Annotated in this window: 23 protein-coding genes; 10 read left to right on the top strand and 13 right to left on the bottom strand. The window is 68.6% G+C overall.

Annotation, left to right across the window (positions count from 1 at the left end; all coding sequences use genetic code 11):
* Positions 1 to 13: 13 nt before the first annotated feature.
* A complete protein-coding gene (locus tag AB4850_RS13205) occupies positions 14 to 697 on the top strand; it encodes a response regulator transcription factor (RefSeq protein WP_414440257.1) in 684 nt (227 codons plus the stop codon).
* An 11-nt stretch (positions 698 to 708) separates the two neighbouring features.
* Here AB4850_RS13205 and AB4850_RS13200 read toward each other — a convergent pair whose 3' ends face one another.
* The 5 genes from AB4850_RS13200 to AB4850_RS13180 all read right to left on the bottom strand — a co-directional run bounded on the left by AB4850_RS13200 (position 709) and on the right by AB4850_RS13180 (position 3,162).
* Positions 709 to 1,203, bottom strand: a complete 495-nt coding sequence (locus tag AB4850_RS13200; protein WP_414440256.1) for a periplasmic heavy metal sensor — start codon at positions 1,201 to 1,203, stop codon at positions 709 to 711.
* Entirely contained in the window at positions 1,200 to 1,619 is a 420-nt protein-coding gene (locus tag AB4850_RS13195; RefSeq protein ID WP_414440255.1) for a hypothetical protein, read from the bottom strand. The genes AB4850_RS13200 and AB4850_RS13195 overlap by 4 nt, the downstream gene beginning before the upstream one ends.
* The gene (locus tag AB4850_RS13190) at positions 1,616 to 2,176 is read right to left on the bottom strand and encodes an RNA polymerase sigma factor (protein WP_414440254.1); all 561 of its coding nucleotides are present in this window, start codon (positions 2,174 to 2,176) and stop codon (positions 1,616 to 1,618) included. Before AB4850_RS13190 ends, AB4850_RS13195 begins: the two co-directional genes overlap by 4 nt.
* 468 nt (positions 2,177 to 2,644) lie before the next feature.
* The gene (locus AB4850_RS13185; protein ID WP_414440253.1) at positions 2,645 to 2,953 is read right to left on the bottom strand and encodes a hypothetical protein; all 309 of its coding nucleotides are present in this window, start codon (positions 2,951 to 2,953) and stop codon (positions 2,645 to 2,647) included.
* Positions 2,950 to 3,162 carry a hypothetical protein gene (locus AB4850_RS13180; protein ID WP_414440252.1) on the bottom strand — a complete coding sequence of 71 codons (213 nt, stop codon included), beginning with the start codon at positions 3,160 to 3,162 and terminating at the stop codon, positions 2,950 to 2,952. The genes AB4850_RS13185 and AB4850_RS13180 overlap by 4 nt, the downstream gene beginning before the upstream one ends.
* 170 nt (positions 3,163 to 3,332) lie before the next feature.
* Here AB4850_RS13180 and AB4850_RS13175 point away from each other — a divergent pair, with 170 nt between their 5' ends.
* From AB4850_RS13175 to AB4850_RS13165, 3 genes are all read left to right on the top strand, one after another.
* The gene (locus tag AB4850_RS13175) at positions 3,333 to 4,469 is read left to right on the top strand and encodes a hypothetical protein (RefSeq protein ID WP_414440251.1); all 1,137 of its coding nucleotides are present in this window, start codon (positions 3,333 to 3,335) and stop codon (positions 4,467 to 4,469) included.
* Between the two features lie 141 nt (positions 4,470 to 4,610).
* On the top strand, positions 4,611 to 5,075 hold the full coding sequence (locus AB4850_RS13170; RefSeq protein ID WP_414440250.1) for an N-acetyltransferase family protein: 465 nt from the start codon (positions 4,611 to 4,613) through the stop codon (positions 5,073 to 5,075).
* On the top strand, positions 5,072 to 5,701 hold the full coding sequence (locus AB4850_RS13165; protein WP_414440249.1) for an FMN-dependent NADH-azoreductase: 630 nt from the start codon (positions 5,072 to 5,074) through the stop codon (positions 5,699 to 5,701). The genes AB4850_RS13170 and AB4850_RS13165 overlap by 4 nt, the downstream gene beginning before the upstream one ends.
* 91 nt (positions 5,702 to 5,792) lie before the next feature.
* Here AB4850_RS13165 and AB4850_RS13160 read toward each other — a convergent pair whose 3' ends face one another.
* Positions 5,793 to 7,304: a PLP-dependent aminotransferase family protein gene (locus AB4850_RS13160; protein ID WP_414440248.1), complete on the bottom strand. Its 1,512-nt coding sequence runs from the start codon at positions 7,302 to 7,304 to the stop codon at positions 5,793 to 5,795.
* A gap of 269 nt (positions 7,305 to 7,573) precedes the next feature.
* Between AB4850_RS13160 and AB4850_RS13155 the strand changes: the two genes are divergently transcribed.
* Positions 7,574 to 8,785: an NAD(P)/FAD-dependent oxidoreductase gene (locus AB4850_RS13155; RefSeq protein WP_414440247.1), complete on the top strand. Its 1,212-nt coding sequence runs from the start codon at positions 7,574 to 7,576 to the stop codon at positions 8,783 to 8,785.
* Between the two features lie 194 nt (positions 8,786 to 8,979).
* On the opposite strand, the gene AB4850_RS13150 is transcribed toward AB4850_RS13155, so the two are convergent.
* Complete coding sequence (locus tag AB4850_RS13150; protein ID WP_414440246.1) at positions 8,980 to 9,519, bottom strand: RrF2 family transcriptional regulator; 540 nt, start codon at positions 9,517 to 9,519, stop codon at positions 8,980 to 8,982.
* 483 nt (positions 9,520 to 10,002) lie between these two features.
* Here AB4850_RS13150 and AB4850_RS13145 point away from each other — a divergent pair, with 483 nt between their 5' ends.
* Positions 10,003 to 11,148 carry a GGDEF domain-containing protein gene (locus tag AB4850_RS13145; RefSeq protein ID WP_414440245.1) on the top strand — a complete coding sequence of 382 codons (1,146 nt, stop codon included), beginning with the start codon at positions 10,003 to 10,005 and terminating at the stop codon, positions 11,146 to 11,148.
* Positions 11,149 to 11,525: 377 nt separating this feature from the next.
* On the opposite strand, the gene AB4850_RS13140 is transcribed toward AB4850_RS13145, so the two are convergent.
* The gene (locus AB4850_RS13140) at positions 11,526 to 11,732 is read right to left on the bottom strand and encodes a hypothetical protein (RefSeq protein WP_414440244.1); all 207 of its coding nucleotides are present in this window, start codon (positions 11,730 to 11,732) and stop codon (positions 11,526 to 11,528) included.
* A 216-nt stretch (positions 11,733 to 11,948) separates the two neighbouring features.
* On the opposite strand from AB4850_RS13140, the gene AB4850_RS13135 reads away from it, so the two are divergent.
* Both AB4850_RS13135 and AB4850_RS13130 read left to right on the top strand, forming a co-directional pair.
* Complete coding sequence (locus tag AB4850_RS13135) at positions 11,949 to 12,725, top strand: SDR family oxidoreductase (protein ID WP_414440243.1); 777 nt, start codon at positions 11,949 to 11,951, stop codon at positions 12,723 to 12,725.
* Between the two features lie 521 nt (positions 12,726 to 13,246).
* The gene (locus tag AB4850_RS13130) at positions 13,247 to 14,320 is read left to right on the top strand and encodes a GSU2403 family nucleotidyltransferase fold protein (protein WP_414440242.1); all 1,074 of its coding nucleotides are present in this window, start codon (positions 13,247 to 13,249) and stop codon (positions 14,318 to 14,320) included.
* A gap of 112 nt (positions 14,321 to 14,432) precedes the next feature.
* Here AB4850_RS13130 and AB4850_RS13125 read toward each other — a convergent pair whose 3' ends face one another.
* The 4 genes from AB4850_RS13125 to AB4850_RS13110 form a co-directional block, all read right to left on the bottom strand.
* Complete coding sequence (locus AB4850_RS13125) at positions 14,433 to 15,485, bottom strand: lysozyme inhibitor LprI family protein (RefSeq protein WP_414440241.1); 1,053 nt, start codon at positions 15,483 to 15,485, stop codon at positions 14,433 to 14,435.
* 111 nt (positions 15,486 to 15,596) lie between these two features.
* Positions 15,597 to 17,912 carry an outer membrane protein assembly factor BamA gene (gene bamA / locus AB4850_RS13120; RefSeq protein WP_414440240.1) on the bottom strand — a complete coding sequence of 772 codons (2,316 nt, stop codon included), beginning with the start codon at positions 17,910 to 17,912 and terminating at the stop codon, positions 15,597 to 15,599.
* A 66-nt stretch (positions 17,913 to 17,978) separates the two neighbouring features.
* Positions 17,979 to 18,377, bottom strand: a complete 399-nt coding sequence (locus tag AB4850_RS13115; protein WP_414440239.1) for a hypothetical protein — start codon at positions 18,375 to 18,377, stop codon at positions 17,979 to 17,981.
* Positions 18,378 to 18,727: 350 nt separating this feature from the next.
* Positions 18,728 to 19,669 carry a LysR family transcriptional regulator gene (locus tag AB4850_RS13110; RefSeq protein WP_414440238.1) on the bottom strand — a complete coding sequence of 314 codons (942 nt, stop codon included), beginning with the start codon at positions 19,667 to 19,669 and terminating at the stop codon, positions 18,728 to 18,730.
* Positions 19,670 to 19,814: 145 nt separating this feature from the next.
* On the opposite strand from AB4850_RS13110, the gene AB4850_RS13105 reads away from it, so the two are divergent.
* Together AB4850_RS13105 and AB4850_RS13100 are read left to right on the top strand one after the other, a co-directional pair.
* A complete protein-coding gene (locus AB4850_RS13105; RefSeq protein WP_414440237.1) occupies positions 19,815 to 21,080 on the top strand; it encodes an MFS transporter in 1,266 nt (421 codons plus the stop codon).
* A 60-nt stretch (positions 21,081 to 21,140) separates the two neighbouring features.
* Positions 21,141 to 22,037, top strand: a complete 897-nt coding sequence (locus tag AB4850_RS13100) for an amidohydrolase family protein (RefSeq protein WP_414440236.1) — start codon at positions 21,141 to 21,143, stop codon at positions 22,035 to 22,037.
* A gap of 10 nt (positions 22,038 to 22,047) precedes the next feature.
* Here AB4850_RS13100 and AB4850_RS13095 read toward each other — a convergent pair whose 3' ends face one another.
* Positions 22,048 to 24,675 (bottom strand): GH92 family glycosyl hydrolase, encoded by a 2,628-nt coding sequence (locus AB4850_RS13095; RefSeq protein ID WP_414440235.1) that lies wholly within the window; start codon positions 24,673 to 24,675, stop codon positions 22,048 to 22,050.
* Positions 24,676 to 24,701: the final 26 nt, after the last annotated feature.

The following is a 24,701-nucleotide window of genomic DNA, read 5'->3' as shown; positions in this document are numbered from 1 at the left end:
AGGAGTCCGAAGCATGATCATTGCAATCCTGGAAGATATCGTGACGCAGGCGGGCGTGGTGGCGCGCTGGCTGGAGAAGGCCGGCTACCAGACGCTGGTATGCCACGACGGCGAGCGCTTCGTCGAGATCGTGCGGTCGACACGGGTGGATGTGCTGCTGCTCGACTGGGATGTGCCGGGCATGTCGGGCATCGACGTGATGCGCTGGGCACGCATCGCGTTTGCGGACGCGCTGCCGATCATCATGATGACGCAACACGATGGCGAAGACGACATCGTGTTCGGCCTCGACAACGGTGCGGACGACTACCTCGTGAAGCCGCTGCGCGAACGCGAACTGATTGCGAGAGTCGGCGCGCAGGCGCGCAAGTACTATCCGCAGACGCGGCGGGCGAGGGTGGTGGAGCTCGGCAAGGTCGCACTCGATACCGGCACGCAGATCGCGATGGTGGACGGCGTGCCCGTTGAATTGTCGGTGCGCGAATTCGATCTGGCGCTGATGCTGTTCGAAAGCGCAGGCCGGATCCTGTCGAAGGACGCAATGATCAAGCAGGTGTGGGGCGTGGTCGATCGCAAGCACGATGCCACGCTGGCTACCTATATCAGCATGTTGCGCCGGCGCCTGAGCTTGGGGCCCAGGAACGGGCTCGTGATTTCATCCGTCTACAACTACGGCTACCGGATCGAACGGACCTGAGTCCGCCCGCGTCATTCGTGTGGCGGCTTGGCGCTGCGCGCGGCCGGCGTGCGCCATTGGCCGCTGCGGCGGAGGCCGTCGACGAAGCGTTGCCGTTCGTCGGGCGACAGCGATTGCGCGAAATCCACCACGTTGCTTTCAACCTGCGCGCGCAGGTACGAATCGGCCTGGCGCGTGCGGGCCAGCGCTTCGTCCACGGCCGGGCGATCGACTTGCGGGGCGGCCAGCAGATCGAGCACGTCGCGCCGGCCCTCGCGCGCCTCGCGCACGAAGATGCGGCTTTCGCGGCGCGCCGAGGCGAGCGCCTCGTGGAATTGCTCGGCGCGCTCGGGCGGCAGCCCGTCGGCCGCGAAGCGCAGTGCGATCTTCGCGCCGGGCTTGCCGGCCGCGCTGCCGCCGGGGTGGCGCGCGAACCATTGATAGGCGCCGCCGGCGATCGCGCCGAGCAGGAACACGTTCAGCACGATCGAGACGATGAGCACCACGGTGCCGGTGCGGCCGTTCATTCGCCGCTCCAGTCGTCGGGCGAGCCGCCGAAGGTGGTGGTCAGGTAGCTGCTTTCGTGGCTGGCCGACTGCATGCTGGTGAGCAGCGCGGCCGACATCGTGAGCGCGCCGGCCAGCGCGCCGGCCGCGCCGATGCCGACCACCGCCGCGCCCGACCACCACAGCCGGCCGCGCGTCCAGGGCCGCCGCGCGGCGGGCGCGGTGCCGACGATGCGTTCGATCAGCGCCGAGCTGGCCGGTGCGATGGTGTCGCCGATCAGCCAGCCGTCGAGCTCGGCGGCCTCGGCGAGCAGCGCGCCCGCCTGCTCGCGATGCGTGCCGGCCCAGGCGCGCGCGGCGTCGCGTTCGGCGTCGGGCCAGCGGCGCGAATCCGCGCCGTAGGCTTCGACGATGATGCGGAATCGTTCGGGTGTCATCTGATTTCCTCGCTGAGGCCGTCGTTGGCCAGTTGCGCGCGCAGATTGCGCCGGGCGCGCGAGAGCAGGCTCTCCAGCGCGTCCACCGTGATGCCCATCAGGCCGGCCGCTTCGATATTCGACAGTTCCTGATAGTACTGGAGCACGAGCGCTTCACGTTGCCGGGCGGGCAGCGCCTCGAGCGCCGCGCGCACGCGGGCGTCGCGTTCGAGCGTTTCGAGCCGTGCGTCGGCGCGCGGCTGCGGGTCCGGTTCGTCGGGCATCTCGTCGTGCGGTTCCTCGCGCCGGCTGCGCAGCCGGTCGTAGCAGAGATTGAGCGCCACGCGGTGCAGCCAGGTATCGAAGCGCGCCTCGCCGTCCTTCCAGCGCGGCGCCTGTTTCCAGATGCGGATGAACGCTTCCTGCGCGACATCCTCGGCTTCCATGCGGTCGCCGAGCAGCCGCGTTGCGAGCGCGAGCAGGCGCGGCAGCTTGCGCGCGACCATCGCGCGCACGGCGCCCGGGTCGCGCTGGCCGACACGCGCGACGAGTTCGGCGTCGGGATCGCGTTCGCTCACGGTCGCGGCTCCCGATCCGGCAGGGCGGATGGCATCCGGCGCGGCGTGCGCGGGCACGGGCGCGGGCGCGGCGGCGGTAGGGCGCGCGGCGAGGCGCGCCGGGATGGCTTCAAGGCTATCGGCTCCCTGCAAGTCGACGGGTGACGCGGGCTCGGCCGGCGCTGCGCTCGCGCGGCCCCGTGCCAACCGTAAGGATGGCTGACGATGGCGGCGCGGCAGCGCGGCGGGCGCGAGCATGGCGGCAGTCGGTCCGTTCATGGCGAACGGGCGGCGGAACGCGGGCGCGCGTTGCGGCGCGGCGCGTTCCGCGCGCGATCAATATACGACGACCGCGGCCGGGCGCACATGAACCGGCCGTGCGGGCACCACCACGCAGGCGGACAGGGTGGCCGCGACGAGCGCGAGAATGGCGATCAGTTTCATTGGGGATTCCTTGGCATGTCGGGACGGAAGGCGATGCGGCGCGGATCAGGCCCAGTGGCCCGGCACCCAATGCCAGTTCGGGCCGTGCGCGACCCAATGGCCCGGCACCCAGTGGTAGCCGACACGCACCGGCTGCCAGTGGCCCGGCGCCCACACGTAGGCGCCGTGCTCCCAGCGCCAGCGGCCGTGATCCCAGACATAGCCGGTGCGCGGCCCCGGCACCACTTCGTAGCGCGGCGCGGGCGGGGCGATCGGCGCGATGATCACGGCCTGGGCGAAGGCGCTGGTGGCGAGCGTGAAGCAGAGCGCGGCGGCAAGCCGGGCCGGATGGAACAGTCGTTTTATTTGGTTCATGGTTTTCTCCCTGGATCGACATCGACATCAAAACGACGCGCGGCAGCGGCGTCGTATTGACTTGAACGGAGCGGGGCGGGAAATCCGTCGCTGCGGTTGGGGCGGGGGATGAGGAAATGCGGTGAAGCAGGGGCGGAAGCGGGCCGCTCGATGGCAAACGACACGTGCGGAGTGGGCGCATCGAAGTCGGTTAAACCCTTGATGGACAAGTGATTTTCGCATGGAGCGCGATGCCGGGTTCGGCCCGTTTCGGGCAGGAAGCGCCCCGTTTTGGGCCGAAATATCTGGTAACATCCGCGCGCTGTGCGAACCGCTTTTTGCGGCGCTTTTGCCGTATTTTTTCCTGCTGCATCGATCCGATCCCCGACCCGTTCCGCCGATGAATCCTGCCAGCCCGTCCCGTTCGTTCCCTTCCGGCGCTGCCGAATCCGCCGCCTCGATGCGCGGCGCGATGCCGGCCCTGCTGCTCGGCGCATCGCTGTTGCTCGGCGCATGCGGCAAGCACGACGCGAACGGCGCAAGCGGCGCAGCCGCGCCCGCGCCGGGCAGCGCGGCATCGGCGGTGTCGCCCGCATCGTCGGCGGCGGCGCTGGCGGCATCGATCGCCTCGGCGGCCGACGCTGCGCAGGCCTCGTCGCCCGACGCGGCCTCCGGCAGCGGCGCGTTCTCGCAAGGCCTGAAGCGCGCCGACCTGATGCATGTGGTGTTCCCGGCCTGGCGCGATACCAACGACGCGAACGCGCGCGTGGTGGAGGTCGAGCTGCCGGTGCGCGACGATTCCGGCCGCCTGCCCCATGCCGCCGCACCGAAGACCGAAACCACCCGCGTCGAGATCGCGCCGCGCCAGGTGATCCGCCTCGACGACACGCACGCGGTGATGCTGACCGAAGGCGTGGGCGTGGCCGACACCGGCGTGCGCGACGACAGCTACGCCTCGGGCGCGTGGCTCGGCGCGTACTTCTTCCGGCGCGACGCGACCGGCTGGCTGCTCGACAAGCGCGTGGACGGCGTGGATTACCTCGGCGTGGCCGGCACCTACGGCGACACCAGCGTCGCGCGCATCGGCGCCGACGAGTTCGGCGTGGTCCTGACGGGCGGCGGATGCTGGCAGGGCTTTTGCGGGACCTGGGCGTCGGTGTACGGCGTCGCGCCGGGCCGCATCGCGACTTACGCGAGCACGGTGCCGGTGGACGGCAACAATCTCGGCGCGAGCGGCGATTGCGAGACGGCGCTGCAGCAGCCCGGCGCGGCGAAGGGCGCGGCCGCGAGCGACACCGACGTGGCGGTCGGCACCGACGCGAGCAACCCGCCCGCCTGCTTCGACATCAGCGGCAAGCTCGCGCTGGTGACCGGCGGCAATGGCGGCAGCGAGATGCAGATCCGCTTCGACGGCGTGGAATCGACCGACACCGACGACGGCACGCGCTCGCGCCAGATTCACCAGACGGCCGTGTACCAATTGCGCGGCGGCAAGTATGTGCTGTCGTCGGGGCATAACCCGGTGCCGCCGTTCTGAGGGCGTAGCCTTCGCGCCGGCTCGGCCCAGGCGGTCGATCGCCCGCTCCCCGATGTCCCGGTCGTTTTGATCGTTTCTGGCTCTATGGGCCATGACGTGGCGGCGCTATCGTGTGGTTCGTCACTGAACGATGGAGCGTGCATGAACCCCGCTGTCGAATTCCGCCATCTCGATACGCCGGCCGAGCAGGCCGGCGCGTTCGCGCTGATGCGCGTGCTGCGTCCGCATCTGGACGACGCGAAAGCCTTCGTCGCGCAACTCGCGCGGCAGCAATCCGAAAGCTACCGGCTGCTGGCCGCCAGCCGTGGCGGCCAACTGCTCGGCCTGGCCGGCTATCGCTACCAGACCAACCTGATCTACGGCCGCTTCCTGTATGTCGACGATCTGGTCGTCGATCCGCAAGCGCAGGGGCACGGCATCGGCGCGCAACTGCTCGATGCGGTGCGCGCGATCGCCCGCGACGGCGGCTGCGCGTGCTTCGTGCTCGACACGGGCCTGCACATGGCGCACGCGCAGCGCTTCTATTTCCGCAACGGCTTGCTGGCGCGCGGCATGCATTTCGTCGAGCCGCTCGCGGCGCACGCCACGCAGGAGGCCGCACGATGAAGCTGCTGTTCCTGAACGCCAGCCCGCATGGCGCGGCCAGCCACGGCTACCAACTTGCGCACGAGGCGATCGCGGCGCTGCGCGAACGCGAGACGGCGGCCGGCCGACCGTTCGGCCTGATCGAACGCGATCTGGCCGGCGCGCCGCTGCCGCCCGTCGATGCCGGCTATGCCGTGGCGATCACCTCGCGCGAGCCGGACCCGGCGCAGTTCGCGCTGTCGGAGCAACTGATCGGCGAGATCGAGGCCACCGATTGCCTCGTCATCAACACGCCGATGCACAACTTCACGGTGCCGGCCGCGCTGAAGCTCTGGATCGACTACGTGCTGCGCATCCATCGCACGTTCCGCTCGACGCCCGACGGCAAGATCGGCCTGATGCGCGACCGGCCGAGCTTCGTGATCGTCGGCTCGGGCGGCGTGCACAGCGGGCCGAACGCGCGGCAGGCCGATTTCCTGACCCCGTACCTCGGCTATGCGCTCGGTTCGATCGGGATTCGCGACGTGCACTTCTTCCCGCTGCAAGGGCTGGTGATGGGCGAGGCGGCGGTGCAGGCCGAACTCGCGCGCGAGCGTGCGGCGCTCGCGCGGTACGCGCCGTTCGCGGAGCCGGTGGCGGCGCGCTGAGGCGCGGCTCGGTTCATCGTTCGGGGAACTGAGCGATTTGGATCGGCCGCTTGCATCGGGCGCACCGGGCGCATCGGGCGCACCGAGCAGACTAAGCGCATTGAGCCTCAAGCGCTTGCCGCAGCGTGCGCGCATACGCGTGCGCCTGCTCGCGGCTCGCGACGTTCGCGAAGCCGATCACGAAGCCGCGCGGCGTGTGTTTCGCGCGGCCGTTCGCGTACCACGCCGACAGCGCGCTCGGCCCCAGCCCCGCTTCGCGCGCGGCTGCCGCGAACGCCACGTCGTCAGCCGGCGCATGGCCGGCGAACGTCGCCGCCAATTGCATGCCGCCCGGCGGCAATTCGAAATCGAGGCGCGCGCCGAATGCTTCGCGCAGCGCGTCGGCCATCCACACGCGCCGCTCGGCATAGAGCGCGCGCATCCGCTTCAGGTGTCGCGCGAAATGGCCCTGCGCGATGAAGTCGGCCACGCCCGCCTGCAACAGCGCGGGCGGCCCCGCGTTCATGCCCTGGTAGATCTGCCGCATCCGCGCGGCGGCGCGCTCGGGCGCGACCACATAGGCGAGCCGCAGCCCCGGCACCATGACCTTGCTGAACGTCCCGCAATAGATCACGCGGTCGTGGCGGTCGAGGCGCTTGAGCGCGGGCAGCGGGCGGCCGGCGTAGCGGAATTCGCTGTCGTAGTCGTCCTCGACGATCCAGCTTCCGGCCTGCGAGGCCCAGTCGAGCAGCGCCATGCGGCGCGGCAGCGCGAGCGTCACGCCGAGCGGGCTTTGATGCGACGGCGTGACCACCGCGAAGCGTGCATCGGGCGCGAGCGCCACGCCGCGTTCGACGTCGATGCCTTGCGCATCCACCGGCACCGGCACGAGCTGCATGCCGGCGTCGCCGAGAAAGCGCCGCGCCAGCAGATAGCCCGGGTCCTCGTACCACATGCGGTCGCCGGGCGAGGCCAGCGCGCGCAGCACGAGTTCGAGCGTGGCGCGATAGCCGCTCGTCACGAACACCTGATCGGGCGTGCATTCGACGCCGCGCGACACGCCGAGATAGGTCGCGATCTTCTCGCGCAGCACGGGCAAGCCGAGCGGCGACGGGTAGCCGAGCGCGGCGGGATCGGCGCGCCGCAGCCGGTAGGCGACGAGCCGGTTCCAGACCTTGCGCGGAAACGCATCGAGCGCGGGCAGGCCCGGCTGCAGCGGCAAGGCTTCGCCGCCGTGGGTGCCGGCCGGGTCGTACGGCGGGGCGGTGGCGGGGCGCGCCTTGTCCGCCGCGCGCGATGTGCCCGGTATGTCTGCCGCACCTGGCGTGCTCGCTGCGCCGCGCGCCGCCTGGCGCAGCGCGGCCGCCGGCAGCGACGGCGACACATAGGTGCCGGCCGCGCCGCGCACCTGGAAATAGCCTTCGTCGACGAGGATCCGATATGCCATCTCGATCGTGCCGCGCGCGGTGTTCAGCTCGGTGGCGAGCCCGCGCACGGCCGGCACGCGGTCGCCGGGGCGCAGATGGCCCGCGCCGATCGCCTGCCGGAAGCGCTCGCAGATCTGCAAATAAACGGGCAGTTGCAGGCGGCGGTCGATGTCGAGTTTGAGGTCGCGTTGGCTCATCGGGATGCCCGGTGGACGAGCCGGCCGGCTCGATGGACAGCGATTGTCGCACGGCGGCAGCCTTTCTTGCGACTGCGAAACTACGATTTATCGAGTCGGAATAGTGTGTTTCGATGAGGACGCGGAAGCCGCAACAATCTTTTGTTGATTGCTTCTTCGATCGCCGCTTGCTCTCATGAACTACGACCAATAGAATCCGAGTTATTCGATACCGAGGCGCGGTCGCGGTTGGCGCGATTCCGCCCCATCTCGTCCAACAGGAGAACATCATGTCGAAACGCATTCTGGTGATCGGCGCCGGCTTCGCCGGTATGTGGAGCGCGCTGGCGGCGGCCCGCCTGCTCGATCTGCGCGGCCGCACCGATATCGAGATCACGCTGGTCGCGCCGGCCGCCGAACTGCATGTGCGCCCGCGCCTCTACGAGCGCAATCCGCGTGCGATGCGCGCGCCGTTGCAGCCGTTGTTCGACGCGGTGGGCGTGCGCTTCGTGGCGGGGCGTGTCGAGGCGATCGACGTCGCGCGGCGCGAAGTCGGCGTGAGCGGCGTCGAAGCCGGTGCGCAAGCGCAGCGCCTCGGCTACGACCGGCTCGTGCTGGCGGCCGGCAGCCGGCTGTTCCGTCCGGAGATTCCGGGCCTCGTGCCGCACGCGTTCAACGTCGACCAGGTCGAGGACGCCGCCGCGCTCGAAGCGCACCTGCACGCGCTGGCCGAGCGGCCTGCCGGCAAGACGCGCAACACCGTGGTGGTGGCGGGCGCGGGCTTCACCGGCATCGAAACGGCCGCCGAACTGCCGGCGCGCCTGCGCGCGATCCTCGGCGACGCGGCGGAGGTGGACGTGATCCTGGTGGACCGCGAAGCCGAACTCGGGCCGGACCTCGGCCCCGGCCCGCGCCCGGTCATCACGCGAGCGCTGACGGAACTGGGCGTGCGCTGGAAGCTCGGCTCGGGCGTGGCGTTCGTCGATGCGCAGGGCGTGACGCTGGCCAACGGCGAGCGGATCGACGCGCAAACCGTCGTCTGGACGGCCGGTGCGCGCGCCAGCGCGCTGACCGCGCAAGTGCCGGGGGAGCACGACCGTTTCGGCCGCCTGCATGTCGATCGCGATTTGAAGGTGACGGGCGTGGAGGCGGTGTACGCAACGGGCGACTGCGCCTACGCGGCCACCGACGAGGTCGGCAACCACGCGGCCATGTCGTGCCAGCATGCGATGAACCTCGGCCGCTCGGCAGGCCACAACGCGGCCGCCGATCTGCTCGGCGAGGCGCCGCTGCCGTACAGCCAGCCGAAGTACGTGACGTGTCTCGATCTCGGCCCGTGGGGCGCGGTGTATACGGAAGGCTGGGATCGCGTCGTGAAGATGGAGGGCGCGCAGGCCAAGGCGCTAAAGACGCAGATCAATTCGGAATGGATCTATCCGCCGGCGGCGAACCGCGCCGAGGCGCTGGCCGCGGCCGATCCGCAGCGGATTGTGGTGGCGTGAAAGGGCGGGGTCGAGGTGCGGGTGTGAAGGTCGGGCCGGAGTACGGGCCTGAGCGAAGGCGAACCACCCGCCAAAGCACGGCCCGCGCAGCAACCCGACAGCCAGCAAAAAGGGCGACACATCATGTGCCGCCCTTTGTTCTTCGTTGTACCGACCCGAATCGCGCCGCGCGGCCACCGCCCCGGCGCCCCCGCTCAGGCCGGCGAACCGCCGCTCCGCTCGCGCCGCCGCGTGGCCGCGCGATCCTCGAACCACTTGACGACCTGCGGCCCGAAGCTGCGCGGCGCCTTCGACGACACCCGCCCGGCGATTTCGGCCAGCGATTGCGAGGCCAGCGATTCGCGCATCTTCTTTTCCGCCTGCTGCATGACCGAGTGGATCGCGCACACGCCGCTCGTCGCCCACGCCGGCTTGGCGCCCTCGAACACGGCGCAGCGGTCGCGAATCTCGCGGCATTCGAACAGCGCTTTATCGCCGTCGATCGCGCTGACCACGTCGAGCACGGAAATCTGCTCGGCCGGCCGCGCCAGCGCGAAGCCGCCTTTCGCGCCTTCGGTGGCGATCACCAGCCCGGCCTTGTGCAGCTTGGTGAACAGCTTGGCGAGAAAATCCACCGGCACGCCCTGCAATTCCGCGAGATCGCGCACGCTGGCCTCGCGCATGCCCGGCGCCGGCTCGATCAGATAAAGCAGGCAATGCAGCCCGTATTCGACCCCTGTACTGATATGTGCCATGTCCACTCCGACTTTCTGAATCGGAGTTAGGGTAGCGTGGTTCGCGGTGCCGCGCAATCGGCCGCCGCGCCGCCGTTTACGATCCGGGTGAAATGTCCTTGTAATCCTTGTCGGGCGGGCCGCTTTCGGCACGCCCAGGTTCGCCGGCGAAAGATTGTTAAAGTTCTTGGCATGGCGTCCACCGGCCCGCAAGCCCCCCTACAATCACGTCGCGTCGTCTGCGATCGTGCCGACGATGCCGGGTTTCGCTCCGTCCAGGCGGGATGCGCACACCGTTGCACGCGCATCGAATCCGATTGCCGTGACCGCGCGTATCGACCGCGCCGGCCGGCCGAAGCCATTCACAAGACAACAGACCGAGAGAATCACATGGGTGTCCGGGGCGCGTCAGAGCCATTGCATGTCGTTTGCCGAAAGCGGGTTCGCCGAGCGCGAGCCGCAGGCCGGCCTCAGCCCCGTCGCGCCTGATCCGCCGCTACCCGAATGTCAGATCCTGTCCCGCCTTTCCTCGTTTTCGCCGCCTCGATCGGTATCGTCGCGCTGGTGCTGCACGCCTCGTTGTGGCGCGCCCGGCTGCCCGGCGTGCGTGAATGGGCCGCCTGCGCCGCGCTGATCAGCGTTTCGGTGCTGCTGCCGTTGCCGCATCGGCAGGTGGCCGCGCCGTTCGCACTGGTGCTGGCCGGGCTGGCCGGCGCCGCGTCGCTCGCCTGCTTTTACGCCGGCTGCCAGCGGCTGGCCGGCGTGCAGCCGAATCGGCCGGTGCTGGCCGGCGCGGTGGTCGCGCTCGGGCTGGTGCTGGGCGGCGTGGCGGTGGGCGGTGGCGGGCAGCCCGCGATGGCGCTTGCGAACAGCGTGTTCGCCGTGGTGTTCGGCGCGTCGATCGCGTGGCGTCTGCTGCGTCCCGCGCCGACGGCGGACATCGTGCGCCCGCGCCGCGTCACGGCCGGGCTGGCGTTGCTGATGGGCTTGTGCGCGGTGTTCGACGGCGCGGCGTGCACCGCGCACGTCAGGGTGCCGATGCTGTTTTGTATCGCCGAGGTGGCGGCCGCGATGCTGCCGCTCGCGGCGCTGATGCTGGTGCACGACACGCTGCTGCGCCGCGCCAGCGACAGCACCGACGGCGACGCGCTGACCGGCCTGCCGTCGCGCAAGCAGTTCGAGGCGGCGGTGCGCGACTGCCTGGCAGACCCGCGCACGGTGCACCCGGTCGCGTTGCTGGTGCTCGAACTCGACCGCTTCGATCGCATCAACGACACCGTCGGCAGCGCCGGCGGCGATGCGGTGCTGCGCGATTTCGCGCAACTGGCCGGGGCGCAACTGCGTGCCGATACGCTGGTCGGCCGGATTGGCAGTGAAACGTTCGGCGTGTTTTTGCCCGGCACCGCGGCGCGCGCGGCCTGGCAGGCCGGCGAGCGGCTGCGCGCGGCCGCCGCGTCACGCACCGTCGCGACGCCGGGCGGCGATTGCGTCTACACCGTCAGCGGCGGCATTGCCGCGGCCGAGGATGGCGATACCTTCGAGCGCCTTTACGTGCGCGCCGATCTCGCGCTGTACGAGGCCCGGCAAACGGGCCGCGACGTGATCCGCGTGGCGCATTCGGCGCTGGCCGGCAGCGCGCCGGGCGCGTGAGCCGCGCGGCGGCGCGTACGAGAGGTTCAGCAGTATGCGCGGCGCAGGTCTTCAGCGCGCCGGGGCAGCGCAGGTGCGGGGTGCCGTAACGGCCGCGACGCTGTTGGTGATCCGCAGGCGCGGGACACATTGCCAGGCGAGCGAGGCCGGGCAGGCGATCCATCGGGACGGCAGGCCGAAGCGGTCAAGCGGATCAAGCGGGTGAGCGAGTAACGAAGCGGGAAGGCGGGGAAGGCTGAAGCGGGAAAGCCGGAACGCGGTGGATTGGGACCGAAGCCGGCCGAGCGCTCAGGCGCGACGAACTTCCGCCGCGCCGTGAAACGGCCACCGCATGCCGCCGGGCTGGCGCCCGTGACGCGCGGCTGGCGCATCGCGGCTCAGTGGGCCGCGAGCCACTCGTCGATCGAATCCTTGGCGCGCTGCTCGATCATGCTGATGACCATCAGCACGTCGATCTTCAGGCGCGAGATCGTCAGTTCGACGTTCGGCAGTTCGACGTCGCGATGCGCGTCGTCGATGCCGTGGATCTTCGCGATGCATTGCCACTGCGTGCCGGTATCGTCCGGCAAGGTATCCGTGGTCACGCGAAATCCACGATGCTCGAAAGACATAGCTCCTCCTGGTTCCCTACGGTATGCAAGCGTATCGAAAGCCCGTGGCGACGTGCCCGCCGTGCTGCGCGGTGCCTCGGGTTGCGCCATGCTAGCACCTTCGCCGTGCACGCGGCGCGCCGGCCCGCTCCCCCCGGGCGCGGCCATGCCGGCACCCCTTTCCCTTCGCCACGACCAGGAGACTCGCAGATGGAATCCCCAGCCAATCGAGCGGCCACGCCGCGCATCGCACTCGTGACCGGCGCCGGCAGCGGCATCGGCCGCGCCACGGCCAACCGCCTGCTCGACGACGGCTTCACGGTGGTGGCGGCCGGCCGCCGGCCCGAGCCGCTGGCCGAATTCGTCGAGGCGGCGAAGGCGCGTGGCCGCGAGGCGCTGGCCGTCAGCGTGGACGTGCGCGACGCGGCCAGCGTCGATGCGCTTTACGCCGAGATCGAGCGCACCTACGGCCGGCTCGATCTGCTGTTCAACAACGCCGGCATCAATGCGCCGGCCGTGCCGATCGACGAACTGAGCGTGGAGCGCTGGCGCGACGTGATCGACACCAACCTGACGGGCGTGTTCCTGTGCGCGCGCGGCGCGTTCGCGCTGATGCGCCGCCAGTTGCCGCGCGGCGGGCGCATCATCAACAACGGCTCGATCTCGGCGCACACGCCGCGGCCGTTCACCTCGCCGTACACGGCCAGCAAGCACGCGGTGCTCGGCCTGACCCGCAGCATCGCGCTCGACGGCCGCGCGTTCGACATCGTCTGCAGCCAGATCGATATCGGCAATGCGTTGACGGAATTGTCGGAGCGCATGCAGCGCGGGGTTTTGCAGGCGAACGGCACGATGGCGACCGAGCCGATGTTCGACGTGGCGCATGTGGCCGATGCGGTTGGCTATATGGCGAGCCTGCCGTTGTCGGCCAATGTGCTGAACATGACGGTGATGGCGAGCAATATGCCGTTTGTCGGGCGCGGTTGAATGGCGCGGGTGCGGAATTAATGCCGCCAGCGAGAATGATTGGCCGATTGGCCGTCAAATCGATTTGAATCGGCACTAATTTGAAAAAATGCCTCGGTAAAAAGATCCGCGCCGCCGGCGGCGCGGACCGTCAAGGCACTGGATAATTTCGGCGGAATACGGGCCGACGAAACTTCCTTGCGACACATAGGTAGCATCGCGACGGCGATAATCGCACGACGCAATGAAAAAAACCACGAAAGTTTAAAATTTTACACGGCCGATTATGCGCAAACGATTGCGTGCCGAGTGCGAGATGCGACGGCCTAATAACCGGTCAATGCAATAAGCAAACGGGATAATCGAATCGAGTTTTTATTCCAGTCGAATACTGTCTAAATTGACGGGTTTGAATGGCGGGAGTTTGTTTAGAGCTGTTAACGCAAATCATCGATAGCCCGAGAGCAGATAATCGCTGCGGCAACCGTGAGGACGTTGCGCCGTCGCTTGAAGCGATGCGCAGCTAGGCCGAGACCTCACCGATGTCTGCCTGGACCCCTTTTGATCCCGGTGTCGCTTTTCCTGGAAATTCATTGATTTATAAGGGTTTTCCGTGCAGGATTCAAAAAAACGATTTTTCACGGAAAAGCATGGACGAACCTCAGATCGTTCCACTGTCCGGTAACACCGCCCGGCAGTACATCGACGCTTGCGCCGCATTCAAGGCACTTGAGCAGGCCCGCAAGGATGCCAAGACGGTACGTGGAACCATGTATTGGCGAGAAAAGGGTGGCAACGAATACTTGATCCGCCAAACCGGGGGCAACAGGCAGATCAGCCTCGGGCCGCGCTCCGAGAAGACCGACGCGATCCACCAGAAGTTCGTCCAGCGCAAGGCGTCCGTCGAAGCAAGGCTGCAGAAGCTCAAGACTACCGTTGCTGAGCACGAGCGGATGAATCGCGCACTGCGGGTCGGCCGGGCGCCACGCATGCTGGTCAGCATCCTGAACAGTCTGGAAAAATGGGATATCGCCGAGTATTTTCGTGTGGTCGGCACTCATGCGCTGTACGCCTACGAGGCAGAAGCCGGTGTCCGTTTCGTGGAACCCGATGCGATGGCCACAAAGGATGTGGATCTGCTTTGGGATAACCGGAAACGCCTGCAATTCGTGGCGCAGATGAGTGTGCTGGATTCGACCTTGCTGGGCGTGTTGCAGAAGATCGATCCGACCTTCCAGCTATCCGAAGAAGATCGGTTTACGGCGATAAACGCCGATGCATTCCAGATCGACATCATCCGTCGCGAAGCTCGGGAGGGGGACGATCACCCATTGCCTCTCACCGAAGGCCGTGGGGAAGAGTTTTTTGCGGTGCAAGCCTTGCGAGCCGGGCGCCTGTTGAGCGCCCGGGCCTTCTCCACGATCATCGTCGATGACATGGGGCGGATGGCCAATATGACCACCATCGCGCCGGTCGATTTTTCCCGATTCAAGGAGTGGATGTCGGCCCAGGAGAGTCGCGACACGATCAAGCGTCGGCGTGACGCCCTGCAAGCCGTACTCGTCCATCAACTCGTGATGGAATTCCTTCCACAATGGAAGGAACCCGCCGTATAACCGCGCTGGCGGTATATCGTTTAGCGGCGCTTGGCCGATATTCCGAAATAACAAAATGACGCAATAAGAACGCACCCGGCGCAATCACCCCGCGCCGGGCCGCCCGACCCCCTCACGGCATCATCTTCACCACCACGGTTTCGCCGGGGCAGGTTTGCGTGTTCGCTTCGGCGATGGTCTTGGGCAAGCGGCCGCGATCGGCCGGCACGTTGGTGTAATAGCGCATCAACGTGGGCGCGGGCGGCATGCCGGCATCCCACACGGCGGCCCACAGGTGGCCACGGTCGTCGCTCATCAGCACCGATTTCGTGTCGCACGCCACGCCCTGCACGAACATCGCGGCCACGCGCGCGCCGTTGTGGTCGAGGTTGTCGGCGCTGGTATCCACCACGCCGGCGGTGCCGACCATGGTCTGGTAGTCGTGGCCGAGCAACTGGTGCAGCGCGGCATCCTCGGCCACGCTGCGCGCGATGCCGAGCGACAGCAGGCTCGGCGCGGCGTTCGGGTCCTTCGCGGCGGCGACGTAATCGCCGTTGTAATAGACCCCGACGCCCGCGCCGCAGGCGAACGGGTCGCCCTTCTGGTCCACGCTCAGGCGGTTCAGCACGCGCCGGAACGTCAGCACGCAGCCCTGGGTATCCATCTTCTGGTTGCCGACGTATTGGGCGGTGCCCGGCGCGGAGAACGTGGCGGTTTCGGACAGCGCGCCCGAGTTCGCGCCGGCCGCGGCGTCGAAGCTGAACAGGAAATGCTGGTCGTTCACGTGCGTGATGTCGATCGATGCGCCGTGCTGGCCGCTCGAATCGACGCGCTGCCAGCGCGTGCCCCAGTGGAACGGCGTGTTGGCGTGGCGCAGCACGACCAGGCGGTCGGCGTAGGCGTTGCGCAGGCAGGCGTCGTCGGCGCAGGCGTCGCGGGTGGCGAGCCAGGCGCGCTGGTCGGCGCGCCAGTCGGGGGTGGCCGGCGCGCGGGCGTAGAGGTCGCGCAGCGTTTCGTCCTGCCTGGAGAGTTGCGGATCGGCGCAGATGCGCTTTTCGGTCGGCGTGGCCGCCTGCGCGCAATCGAAGCTGGCCGCCCGCGCGGTGCAAGGCAGGGCGGCGGCGGTGAAAAGGGCGGCGATCAGCAGGGCGCCGAGCCACGACGCCCGATTGGTCGAAGTGTTCATACGTCTCCGTGGGGTAGGCGGCGCAGGCCGGCGCCGCGGGTCCGCTCGCGGACCGCCGGCTATCCTACGCGAAGCCGCCCGGCTGCGGGAGACGGATGTGGGGCCGCCGCGTCAGAACGACGTGCCGATCTGGAATTGGAACTTCTGGTATTGGTCGCCCGTGTGCTTGACGATCGGGAAGCCGAGGTCGAGCTTCAGCGGCCCGATCGGCGAGATCCATTCCAGGCCCGCGCCGAAGCTGTAGCGCAGCCCGTTCGCGCCCACGCTGTTGCCTTCCGAGCCCCACACGTTGCCGCCGTCCACGAACGTGAACACGCGCAGCGTGCGGTCGTAGCCGGTGCCGGGCAGCGGCACGGTCAGTTCGATGTTGCCGACCAGCATCTTCGAGCCGCCGATCGGGTCGCCGGTGGTGGCGTCGCGCGGGCCGAGCGAACTCGATTCATAGCCGCGCACCGAGCCGATGCCGCCCGCGTAGTAGTTCTTGAAGATCGGATAGGGCTTGTTTTCGAGGCCCTTGCCGTAACCGCCCTGAAAGTTCACGCCGAGAATGAAGCCGCGCGCGAACGAGTAGTAGTACTGCGCTTGCAGGTCGCTCTTGACGTAGGTGGTGGCGGCGAGCGGCGTGCCGTATTCGGCATTGGCCTGCAGCATGTAGCCCTTGCTCGGGATCAGCGTGCTGTCGCGGTTGTCGCGCGACCAGCCCACCGTGACCGGCACGTTGTTCGACACGCGCCCGAACGAATTCACGTAGTCGATATAGCTTTGCGGCGTGGTCGAATCCACGTCGAGCCGGTTCTGTTCGAGGCCCGCGCCGAAGAACACCGTGTCCGTTTCCGAGAACGGGATGCCGAACTTCGTCGACGCGCCGTAGGTGATCACGCGGAAGCTGGTATCGGTCGTGCTCGAGTAATAGAGCGGCTGGCTGGTGCGGTAATACACGTCGGTGATGCGGCGGATGCCGTCGATCGTGAAATACGGGTCCACCTGCTCGACGGCCAGCGTGCGATAGGTGGTGGCCGTGTTCACCGTGACCGACAGGCTGGTGCCGGAGCCGAACACGTTGTCCTGCGAGATGCCGGCCGAGATGATCGGCCCTTCGCCCGAGCCGTAGCCGAGGCCGAGCGTGATCGAGCCGGTGGGCTTCTCGGTCACCTTCACGTTGACGTCCACCTGGTCGGTGGTGCCTTCCACCGGCTCGGTCGAGACGTCCACGTCGGTGAAATAGCCGAGCCGGTTGACGCGATCCTTCGACAGCGCGAGCCGGTTCGAATCGAACCACGCGCTTTCCATCTGGCGCATTTCGCGGCGGATCACCTCGTCGCGCGTGCGCGCGTTGCCCGAGATGTTGATGTGGCGAACATACACGCGATGGCTCGGATCGACCATCAGCGTGATGCCCACCTTGTGCGTGGCCTGGTCGATCTCGGGCTGCGCGTTGACGGTGGCGAACGCGTAGCCGTATTCGCCGAGCTTGTCGACGATCGCCTTGGTGGTGGCCTGCAGCTTCGAGGCCGAGAAGCGCTGGCCGGCCTTGATGTTCACCAGCTTCTGCAGTTCGGCCTGGCGGTCGAGCAGGTTGCCGGCCAGCTTCACGCTCGACAGCGTGTAGGGCTGGCCCTCGTGCAGCGTGACCGTCAGGTACATGTCCTTGCGGTCGGGCGAGATCGACACCTGGGTCGAATCGACATTGAATTCGAGGTAGCCGCGATCGAGGTAGTACGAGCGCACGTTCTCGAGGTCGCCCGTCAGCTTGTCCTTCGAATAGAGATCGTTGCGCGTGTACCAGGAGAACCAGTTCGGCGTGGAAAGCTGCATCTCGTCGAGCAGCGTGCTCGACGAGAACGTGTTGTTGCCGATGAAGTTGATCTGGCGGATTTTCGCGCTCGGGCCTTCGGCCACCGAGAACAGGATCGACACGCGGTTCGCATCGACCGGCGTGATGGTGGTGGTCACCTCGGCGGCGTAATAGCCGCGCGTCAGGTACTGGCGCTTCAGTTCCTGTTCGGCCTTGTCCACCAGCGATTTGTCGTAATAGCGGCCCTGCGACAGGCCCACGGCGCGCAGCGCCTTGGTCAGGTTGTCCTTGTCGAATTCCTTGATGCCCGCGAAATCGATCGCCGAGATCGCCGGGCGCTCCTGCACCTGCACCACCACCACGCTGCCTTGCGTCGCCACCCGCACGTCGTTGAAGAAGCCGGTCGCGTAGAGCTTGCGAATCGTTTCGGAGGCCAGATCATCCGTGAACGTGTCGCCGCGCTTGATCGGCAGATAGGCGAACACCGAACTGGGCTCGATCCGCTGCAGGCCCTCGACGCGGATGTCCGAGACGGTAAACGGATCGATGGCCCAGGCGGACACGGAGGTCGCGCCGAGGCCGGCGACCGTCAGGAACCGCAGGCGGCGGGACGACAGGGAAGATGCATTCATGCGGATGGCGGAAAGGCGGGGAACCCGCGGGCGAGAGGGAAGGCGGACGCGCACGACGGCGCGCGCTTATTGCAGTGCGCCGGCCGCGCGGGGCAGGGCGGAAGCGGGGCCGCTGGCGAGCGCGAGCACGTCGGCCATCTGGCCCGCGAGTGCGCGCTCGACCTGGAACGACAGCTCGGCGCCGCCCGGCAGGCGGAACGACAGGATCAAATCCGGCGCGCCGCCCGCATCGCGGCCGACGGTCCAGGCTTCGCACGGCATCACGAACTTGACGCTGCGCTGCTTGTGGCGGATGCGCTCCGACGAGCCGATCGCATTCGACAACGCCGCGAGCAGCTCGTGCATCACCGAGCAATGCAGGGCGAGGCGATCGGGCTGGTTGCTGTTGAGCATCAGGTACTGGCCGTCTTCGGTCAGTTCGAAGCCGTGCAGCGCATCGATCGAATAAGCCTGAGGCGGCGCCATGTTCGCGCTCCGGTGGGAAAACGGAAGCGAGTATCGCGTCGGGCGCGCGGCGACGGGTTACCTCGTGTTTACTGCATGTTTCTTTCCGGCGGCTGACGGAGCGAGACGCGCGCGAACGAGGCGCAACAAGGCGTGCGGCGGTGTCGCGATGAGGGCGATGGGCGCTTTCGTGTCGAACGTGGGTGCGAGGCGAAGGCCATTCGTTCGGAAGCCGAAAGAAATCCCGTCGAACGGCAGCGGCCGTGTTGCCGGATTTTTTCGCGGCGTTACGACGATTACGGGTGTTACGGAAATGACGGCGGCGTCAGGCGGGCGCGAAGCGCGTGCCGACAGGGCCGATGGCGGCGCGGCTAACGGGGCTTCTTGCGCGAGGCGGCCGGCGCATCATGCGTTGCGTCGCTGGCCGCATCGCGTTCGAGCAGCGCGGCGAAGCGGTCGGCCAGCGTCGGGCGCGAGCGGTTCGGCCAGACGGCGCTCAGTTCGAAGAACGGCAGCGCGTCGCCGTCGCGAATCTCGCACACGCGCACGCCGCTGAACTGCAACGCCTTGACCGAGGCGGGCAGCAACGACGCCCCGCAGCCGGCCGCCACGCAGGCCAGCACCGTCAGCGAGCGGTTCGCGTCCTGCACGATCTCGGCCTCGCAACCGGCCTTGCGGAACGCGCTGAGGATGCCCGCGCGCACCACCGGCAACTGCCCCTGCGGAAACCACACCAGCCCGATGCGCGCGAGGTCGGCCAGCGCGAGGCGGCCGTCCGGCCCGAGCGGATGCGTGTCGTGCACCACGGCCTGCAGGCGCTCGCGCGCGATCAGTTGCTCGTGCATGCGGCCGCGCACCACCACCGGCGTATGCAGCAGGCCGATGTCGATCTCGCCCGATTCGAGCGCGCTGGCCTGCTCGGCGTTGCTCATCTCGCGCAGCGTCAGCTCGACGTTCGGCACGGCGGCGCGCAGCGCGGCGATCGCCTTGGGCAGCACCTCGAACAGCGCCGCCGACACGAAGCCGACCGTGAGCCGCCCGCCGCGCTGCGCGCCGATATCGCGCACGCGCCGCTCGGCGGCTTCGATGCGCGCGACGCTGAGCCGGATGTCGTCGACGATCGCCTCGCCGGCCGGCGTCAGCGTCGCACCACGGCGCGTGCGCGAGAACAGCTTCACGCCCAGCTCGCGTTCGAGCCGCGTGATGGCCTGGCTCAGCGCGGGCTGCGCGAGGCCGAGCCGGTCGGCCGCGCCGGTCACGCTGCCGGCGTCGGCCACGGCCAGGAAGTATTTGAGGATGCGAGCCGATTCCATACGCTCATGCAATGAAAGATCAACGATTCCATAGTGTACGACGCATGCAAGGCGCGCCAGAATGCCGGCTATCAATCAATTGCGGCGCCGGAACCACCGGGCCGCCGGGCCGGCGCGCCGCGCGGCCCGCATCGAGGAGACGGTCATGCGCTGGTATCGGGACATCACCCCCGCCGAGAAACGAACCTTGTGGGGCTGCTTTGCCGGCTGGGCGGTGGACGCCGCCGATACCCAGATCTTTTCGCTGGTGATTCCGACGCTGCTGACCGTCTGGGGCATCAGCAAGGGCCAGGCGGGCCTGATCGGCGGCGCGACGCTGGTGGCGGGCGCGCTCGGCGGGCTGCTGGCCGGCGTGCTGTCCGACCGGGTCGGGCGCGTGCGCGCGTTGCAGATCACCGTGATCTGGTTTTCCTTCTTCACGTTCCTCAGCGCGTTCGCGCAGAACTTCGACCAGTTGCTGGCGTTGAAGGCGCTGCAGGGCATCGGCTTCGGCGGCGAATGGACGGCCGGCGCGGTGCTGCTCAGCGAAACCGTCAACGCCAAACATCGCGGCAAGGCGATGGGCATCGTGCAGAGCGCCTGGGGTTTCGGCTGGGGCGGCGCGGTGCTGCTCTACACCGCGATCTTCTCGTTCGTCTCGCAGGAGTGGGCGTGGCGGCTGCTGTTCGCGATCGGCCTGGTGCCCGCGATGCTGGTGCTCTACCTGCGCCGCAACGTGGTGGAGCCGCCGCGCGAGCCGCTGCCGATCGACGCGAACGGCCAGCGCCAGGGCGTGCTGGCGACGGCCGCCGGCATCTTCTCGCCGGCGGTGCTGCGCACCACGGCCGTCGGCGCCCTGATCGGCCTCGGCGCGCACGGCGGCTACTACGCGATCACCACCTGGCTGCCCACCTACCTGAAGACCGAGCGTCATCTGTCGGTGCTCGGCACGGGCGGCTACCTGGCGGTGGTGATCGTGGCGTTCATCGTCGGCTGCTTCGTCAGCGCGTGGCTGCAGGACCGCATCGGCCGCCGCTGGAACGTGATCCTGTTCGCGGTGTGCTGCGGCGTGATGGTCAACATCTATGTGTTCCTGCCGATCGGCGACACCGCCATGCTGTTGTTGAGCTTCCCGCTCGGGCTGTTCTCGGCCGGCATTCCGGCCACGCTCGGCGCGCTGTTCAACGAGCTGTATCCGCAAGGCGTGCGCGGCACCGGCGTGGGCTTTTGCTACAACTTCGGCCGCATCGTGTCGGCCGGCTTTCCAGTGCTGATCGGCCACATGAGCAGCTCGATGTCGCTTGGCTCGGCGCTCGGCATCGATGCCGGCGTGGCCTACGGGCTGGTGGTGATCGCCGCGCTGATGCTGCCCGAGACGCGCGGCCGGCGCATCGCCGAGCCGGCGCGCGCGGTGGCCGAGGCGCGTCGCTGAGTTTGCACCATTGCATTGCGTGCCGTTTCGATTTCCTTCGCATTCCCGATCATGTCGACGATGAGTCTTTCCCTGCCCGACGATTTTGCCGTGCGCGCCGAGGCCGGCCTGTCTGCCGCCGGCGCCGCGTGGCTCGCCGCCGCCGCGCCGCCGATGGCCGGTGTCGACACGCACGCGCACCTGTTCGTGAGCGGCCTGCCGCTGGCCGCGCAACGCCGCCACGCGCCCGACTACGACGCGACGCTGGACGCCTACGTGGCGCATCTGGCCGGCCACGGCCTGTCGCACGGCGTGCTGGTGCAGCCGAGCTTTCTCGGCACCGACAACCGCTGGCTCGCGAGCGTCACATGCCGCTATCCGCAGCGCTTTCGCGGTGTGGCGGTGGTCGATCCGCAGATTGGCGATGCGGAGCTGGCGGCGCTGGCCGCGAGCGGCATCGTCGGTGCGCGGCTGAACCTGATCGGGTTGCCGCTGCCGGACCTGCGCAGCGGGCCCTGGCCGCACTTTCTCGCGCGCATCGACGCGCTCGGCTGGCATCTGGAGATCCATCGCGGCGCGGCCGACCTGCCCATATTGATCGACGCGCTGCTGCCGCAGTGCCGTGCGATCGTGATCGACCATTTCGGCCGGCCCGACCCGGCGGCCGGCGCGGCCGATCCGGGCTTTCGCGATCTGCTGACGCGGGCGGACAGCGGGCGCGTGTGGGTCAAGCTGTCGGCGGCCTATCGCAGCGTGCGCGAAGGCGGCGGCGAGGCGCTCGGCGCGACGCTGGCCGCCGACCTGCTGGCCGCGTTCGGGCCGCAGCGCCTGGTGTGGGGCAGCGACTGGCCGCACACCGAGCACCGCGACCGCGTTGATTACGCAGCAGCTTCCCGCGCGCTGCAGCGCTGGGTGCCCGACGACGCGCAGCGCCGCACGATCCTCGCGGAATCGCCGCGCGCGCTGTTCCGCCTGTAACGCCCCGGCTTCATGGCGAGGGCGACGGCGACGCGGTCGCCTTCGTATAGTCGGCGCCCGGCCCCGACGGCGGCGCGAGCGACGGATCGGTCGCCCAGTCGGTCGGCGTGGCCGACAGCGTGTAGCGCAGCGTGCCGCCGCCGGCGATCGCGGCCATCGGCAGCCACGAACCACGGTACGTCGTACCGTTCAGTTGTACCGACTTGATGTACGGCTTGTCGTTGAGCAGCGCCTCGTCGTCGGCCTCGATGCGCAGCTTCCTGCGGCCGTCGTCGAGCCACACCGTCATGCCCTTGAACTGCGGCGTGGACATCGCCAGGCCCGGCGCCGACGGCACCACCGGATACAGCCCGAGGCTCGCCCACAGATAGAACGTGGAGGTCGCGCCGACATCGTCGTTGCCCGGCAGCCCGCCCGGCGTATCGAAGAACGTCTGCTTCATGACGATCGGGATCACGCGCTGCGCGAGCTGCGGCTTGCCGGCCCAGTTGTAGGCCCACGGCGTTTGCAGCGACGGCTCGTTGCCGATGTAGAGCGTGTTGCCGTTCTCGCCGCTGTCGAGCGTGGCTGCGCTCGGCAGCGGGCCGCCGAACGGGTCGCCCGGGTTCAGCCCGAACAGCGTGTTCAGGCGCGCGACGGCCGCCGCGTTGCCGCCCAGCGCGGCGATCACCGACGCGTAGTCATGGCCGATCGTCCACAGATAGTTCGGTTCCTTCGATTCGTGGAAGCCGCCGTTGTCGGGGCCGCTGAACACCCATTGGCCGCTCGCGTCCTTCGGCACCAGGCCGCTCGTTTCGCCGCCGTTGTAGTTCAGGGCGGCCGGGATGTTCGCGTTGAACAGGTGCGCCCAGGCCCGCGCACGCTGGTGCAGCGTGGCGATGCTTTGCGCATCGCCGGGCTGGCCGAGCGCGGCGAGGAAGTTGCCGATCGATTCGTCGGTGGTGCCGAGTTCGAGCGTCATCGAGCCGGGGTGATGGTTCGAGGTCGAATCCGTGGTCACGTAGCCGTATTTCAAATAGGCGTCGGCGATCGGGCTGGCGCCCACGCTGTCGTCCACGCTCGGCATGTTGTTGCAGGCGCCTTCCACGAACGCGCTGCCGGGGCCGCCGGTGCCGAACGCCGATTGCAGCATGACGCCGCGCGCCGCGCCGGTATCGAAGCCGCGCGCGCCGAACGCATAGGCCGCCGCGATCACGTTCGGCGCGTGGTCGCCTTCCATCGGCTTGGTGTCGTCGCTGCCGTCCACCCAGTGCGGGAACGCGCCGCATTGCCGCGCGTCGGCCACCAGCGATTGCATCATGTCGCTCGTTTCGGACGGGAACAGCAGGGCCTGCAACTGCGTTTCCGAACGGTAGGTATCCCACAGCGAGAAGCCCGCGTAATGCGTGCGATAGGCGCGCGGGTTGCCCGGCACTGCGTACTGCGAAACATTGGCGACGGCGCGCGCCGGGGCCGTGTTGGCCGCCGCGTTGAGGTCGGTCTGCTGCATGCTGCGATAGTCGCCGTTCACGTCGCTGTACACCGTCGGGCCGGCCATCGCGTGATAGAGCGCCGTGTAGAACTGCGTGACGTAGCTGCGCGCGCGTTGCGCGGTGGCGCCGTCGAGGCGCGCGAGCGCGCCGGGTTTCGCGAGGTCGAGCTGGATCGTGTTGAGCCGGTGGTTCCACACCGCCTGCTGCTCGGCCTTGACCCGCTCGAACGACCAGCCCGGGTTTTCCGTCGCGAGGTTCAGTTGCGCGTTGGCCACGCTGACCGAGGAAATCCCGGCCTTCATCTGCACCACCGCGCCGCGATGCGCGCTCGCGCGGAACACGAGCTTCGCCACGCCGTTGGCGAGCGTCGTCTTGGCCGCGTCGAGCGGCGTGTCGAACGCGATCGAGAAGTACACCGGCTTGTACCAGGTGCCGCCGCAGAACGCGCCCACCACGGTCTGGCCGGTCACCACGTTGCGCGCCGTATCGACCGACACGTTCACGAGGCCCGGCGCGACGCCGCTTTTCATGCCGTTGCTGCGCGTGGCGTCGAGCGTCAGTTCGGGCGAGGCGGTGCCCGACGGATAGCTGAGGCGAGCCATGCCGGTGCGCGTGGTGGCGGTGAATTCGTTGACCACGCCGTTGCCTGTTTTCACGCGGTAGTAGCCGGGCGAGGCGCTCTCGTCGGCGTGCGAGAACGTCAGCGCGCCGCCGCCGGGGATCAGCGCCACCGCGCCCTGGCCGCGGCAGCCGGGGCCGCTCAGGTGCGTGAGGCTGAAGAAATCGATGCTGCTGTCCGAGTAGTAATAGCCGCCCGAGCCATTGCCCCAGGGCTGGCCGCTGCCCGGCGTGTCGGGGCCGAAGCTGACCATGCCGAACGGCGTTTGCGCACCGGGGTTCAGGTTGCCGGGGAACAGGCCGCCCGCGTCGGGCGCACCGGTGCCGATGAAGACGTTGACGCGCTGCGTCAGGCCCGCGATGTCCACGCGGCCGCCGGGCGCGTGGCCGGGCTGGTTCGCCGCGTTCGGGGTGTTGTCGAGGCCGCCGGCGATCTGGCTTGCGATCGAGGCCGGCGATGCACCGCCGCCATCGTCGTTGCAGCCGCCGAGCGCGGCGACGGCGGCGAGGCACGCGCCCGCCAGGGCCCACTTCAGGGTCATCCGCATCCTTGTCTCCAGGTGTTGTCGAACGC

Origin of the sequence: Burkholderia sp. 22PA0106, from assembly GCF_047497155.1 — a bacterium.
In the GTDB taxonomy this organism is placed as follows: domain Bacteria; phylum Pseudomonadota; class Gammaproteobacteria; order Burkholderiales; family Burkholderiaceae; genus Burkholderia.
This window is presented reverse-complemented; position numbering and strand designations above follow the sequence as displayed.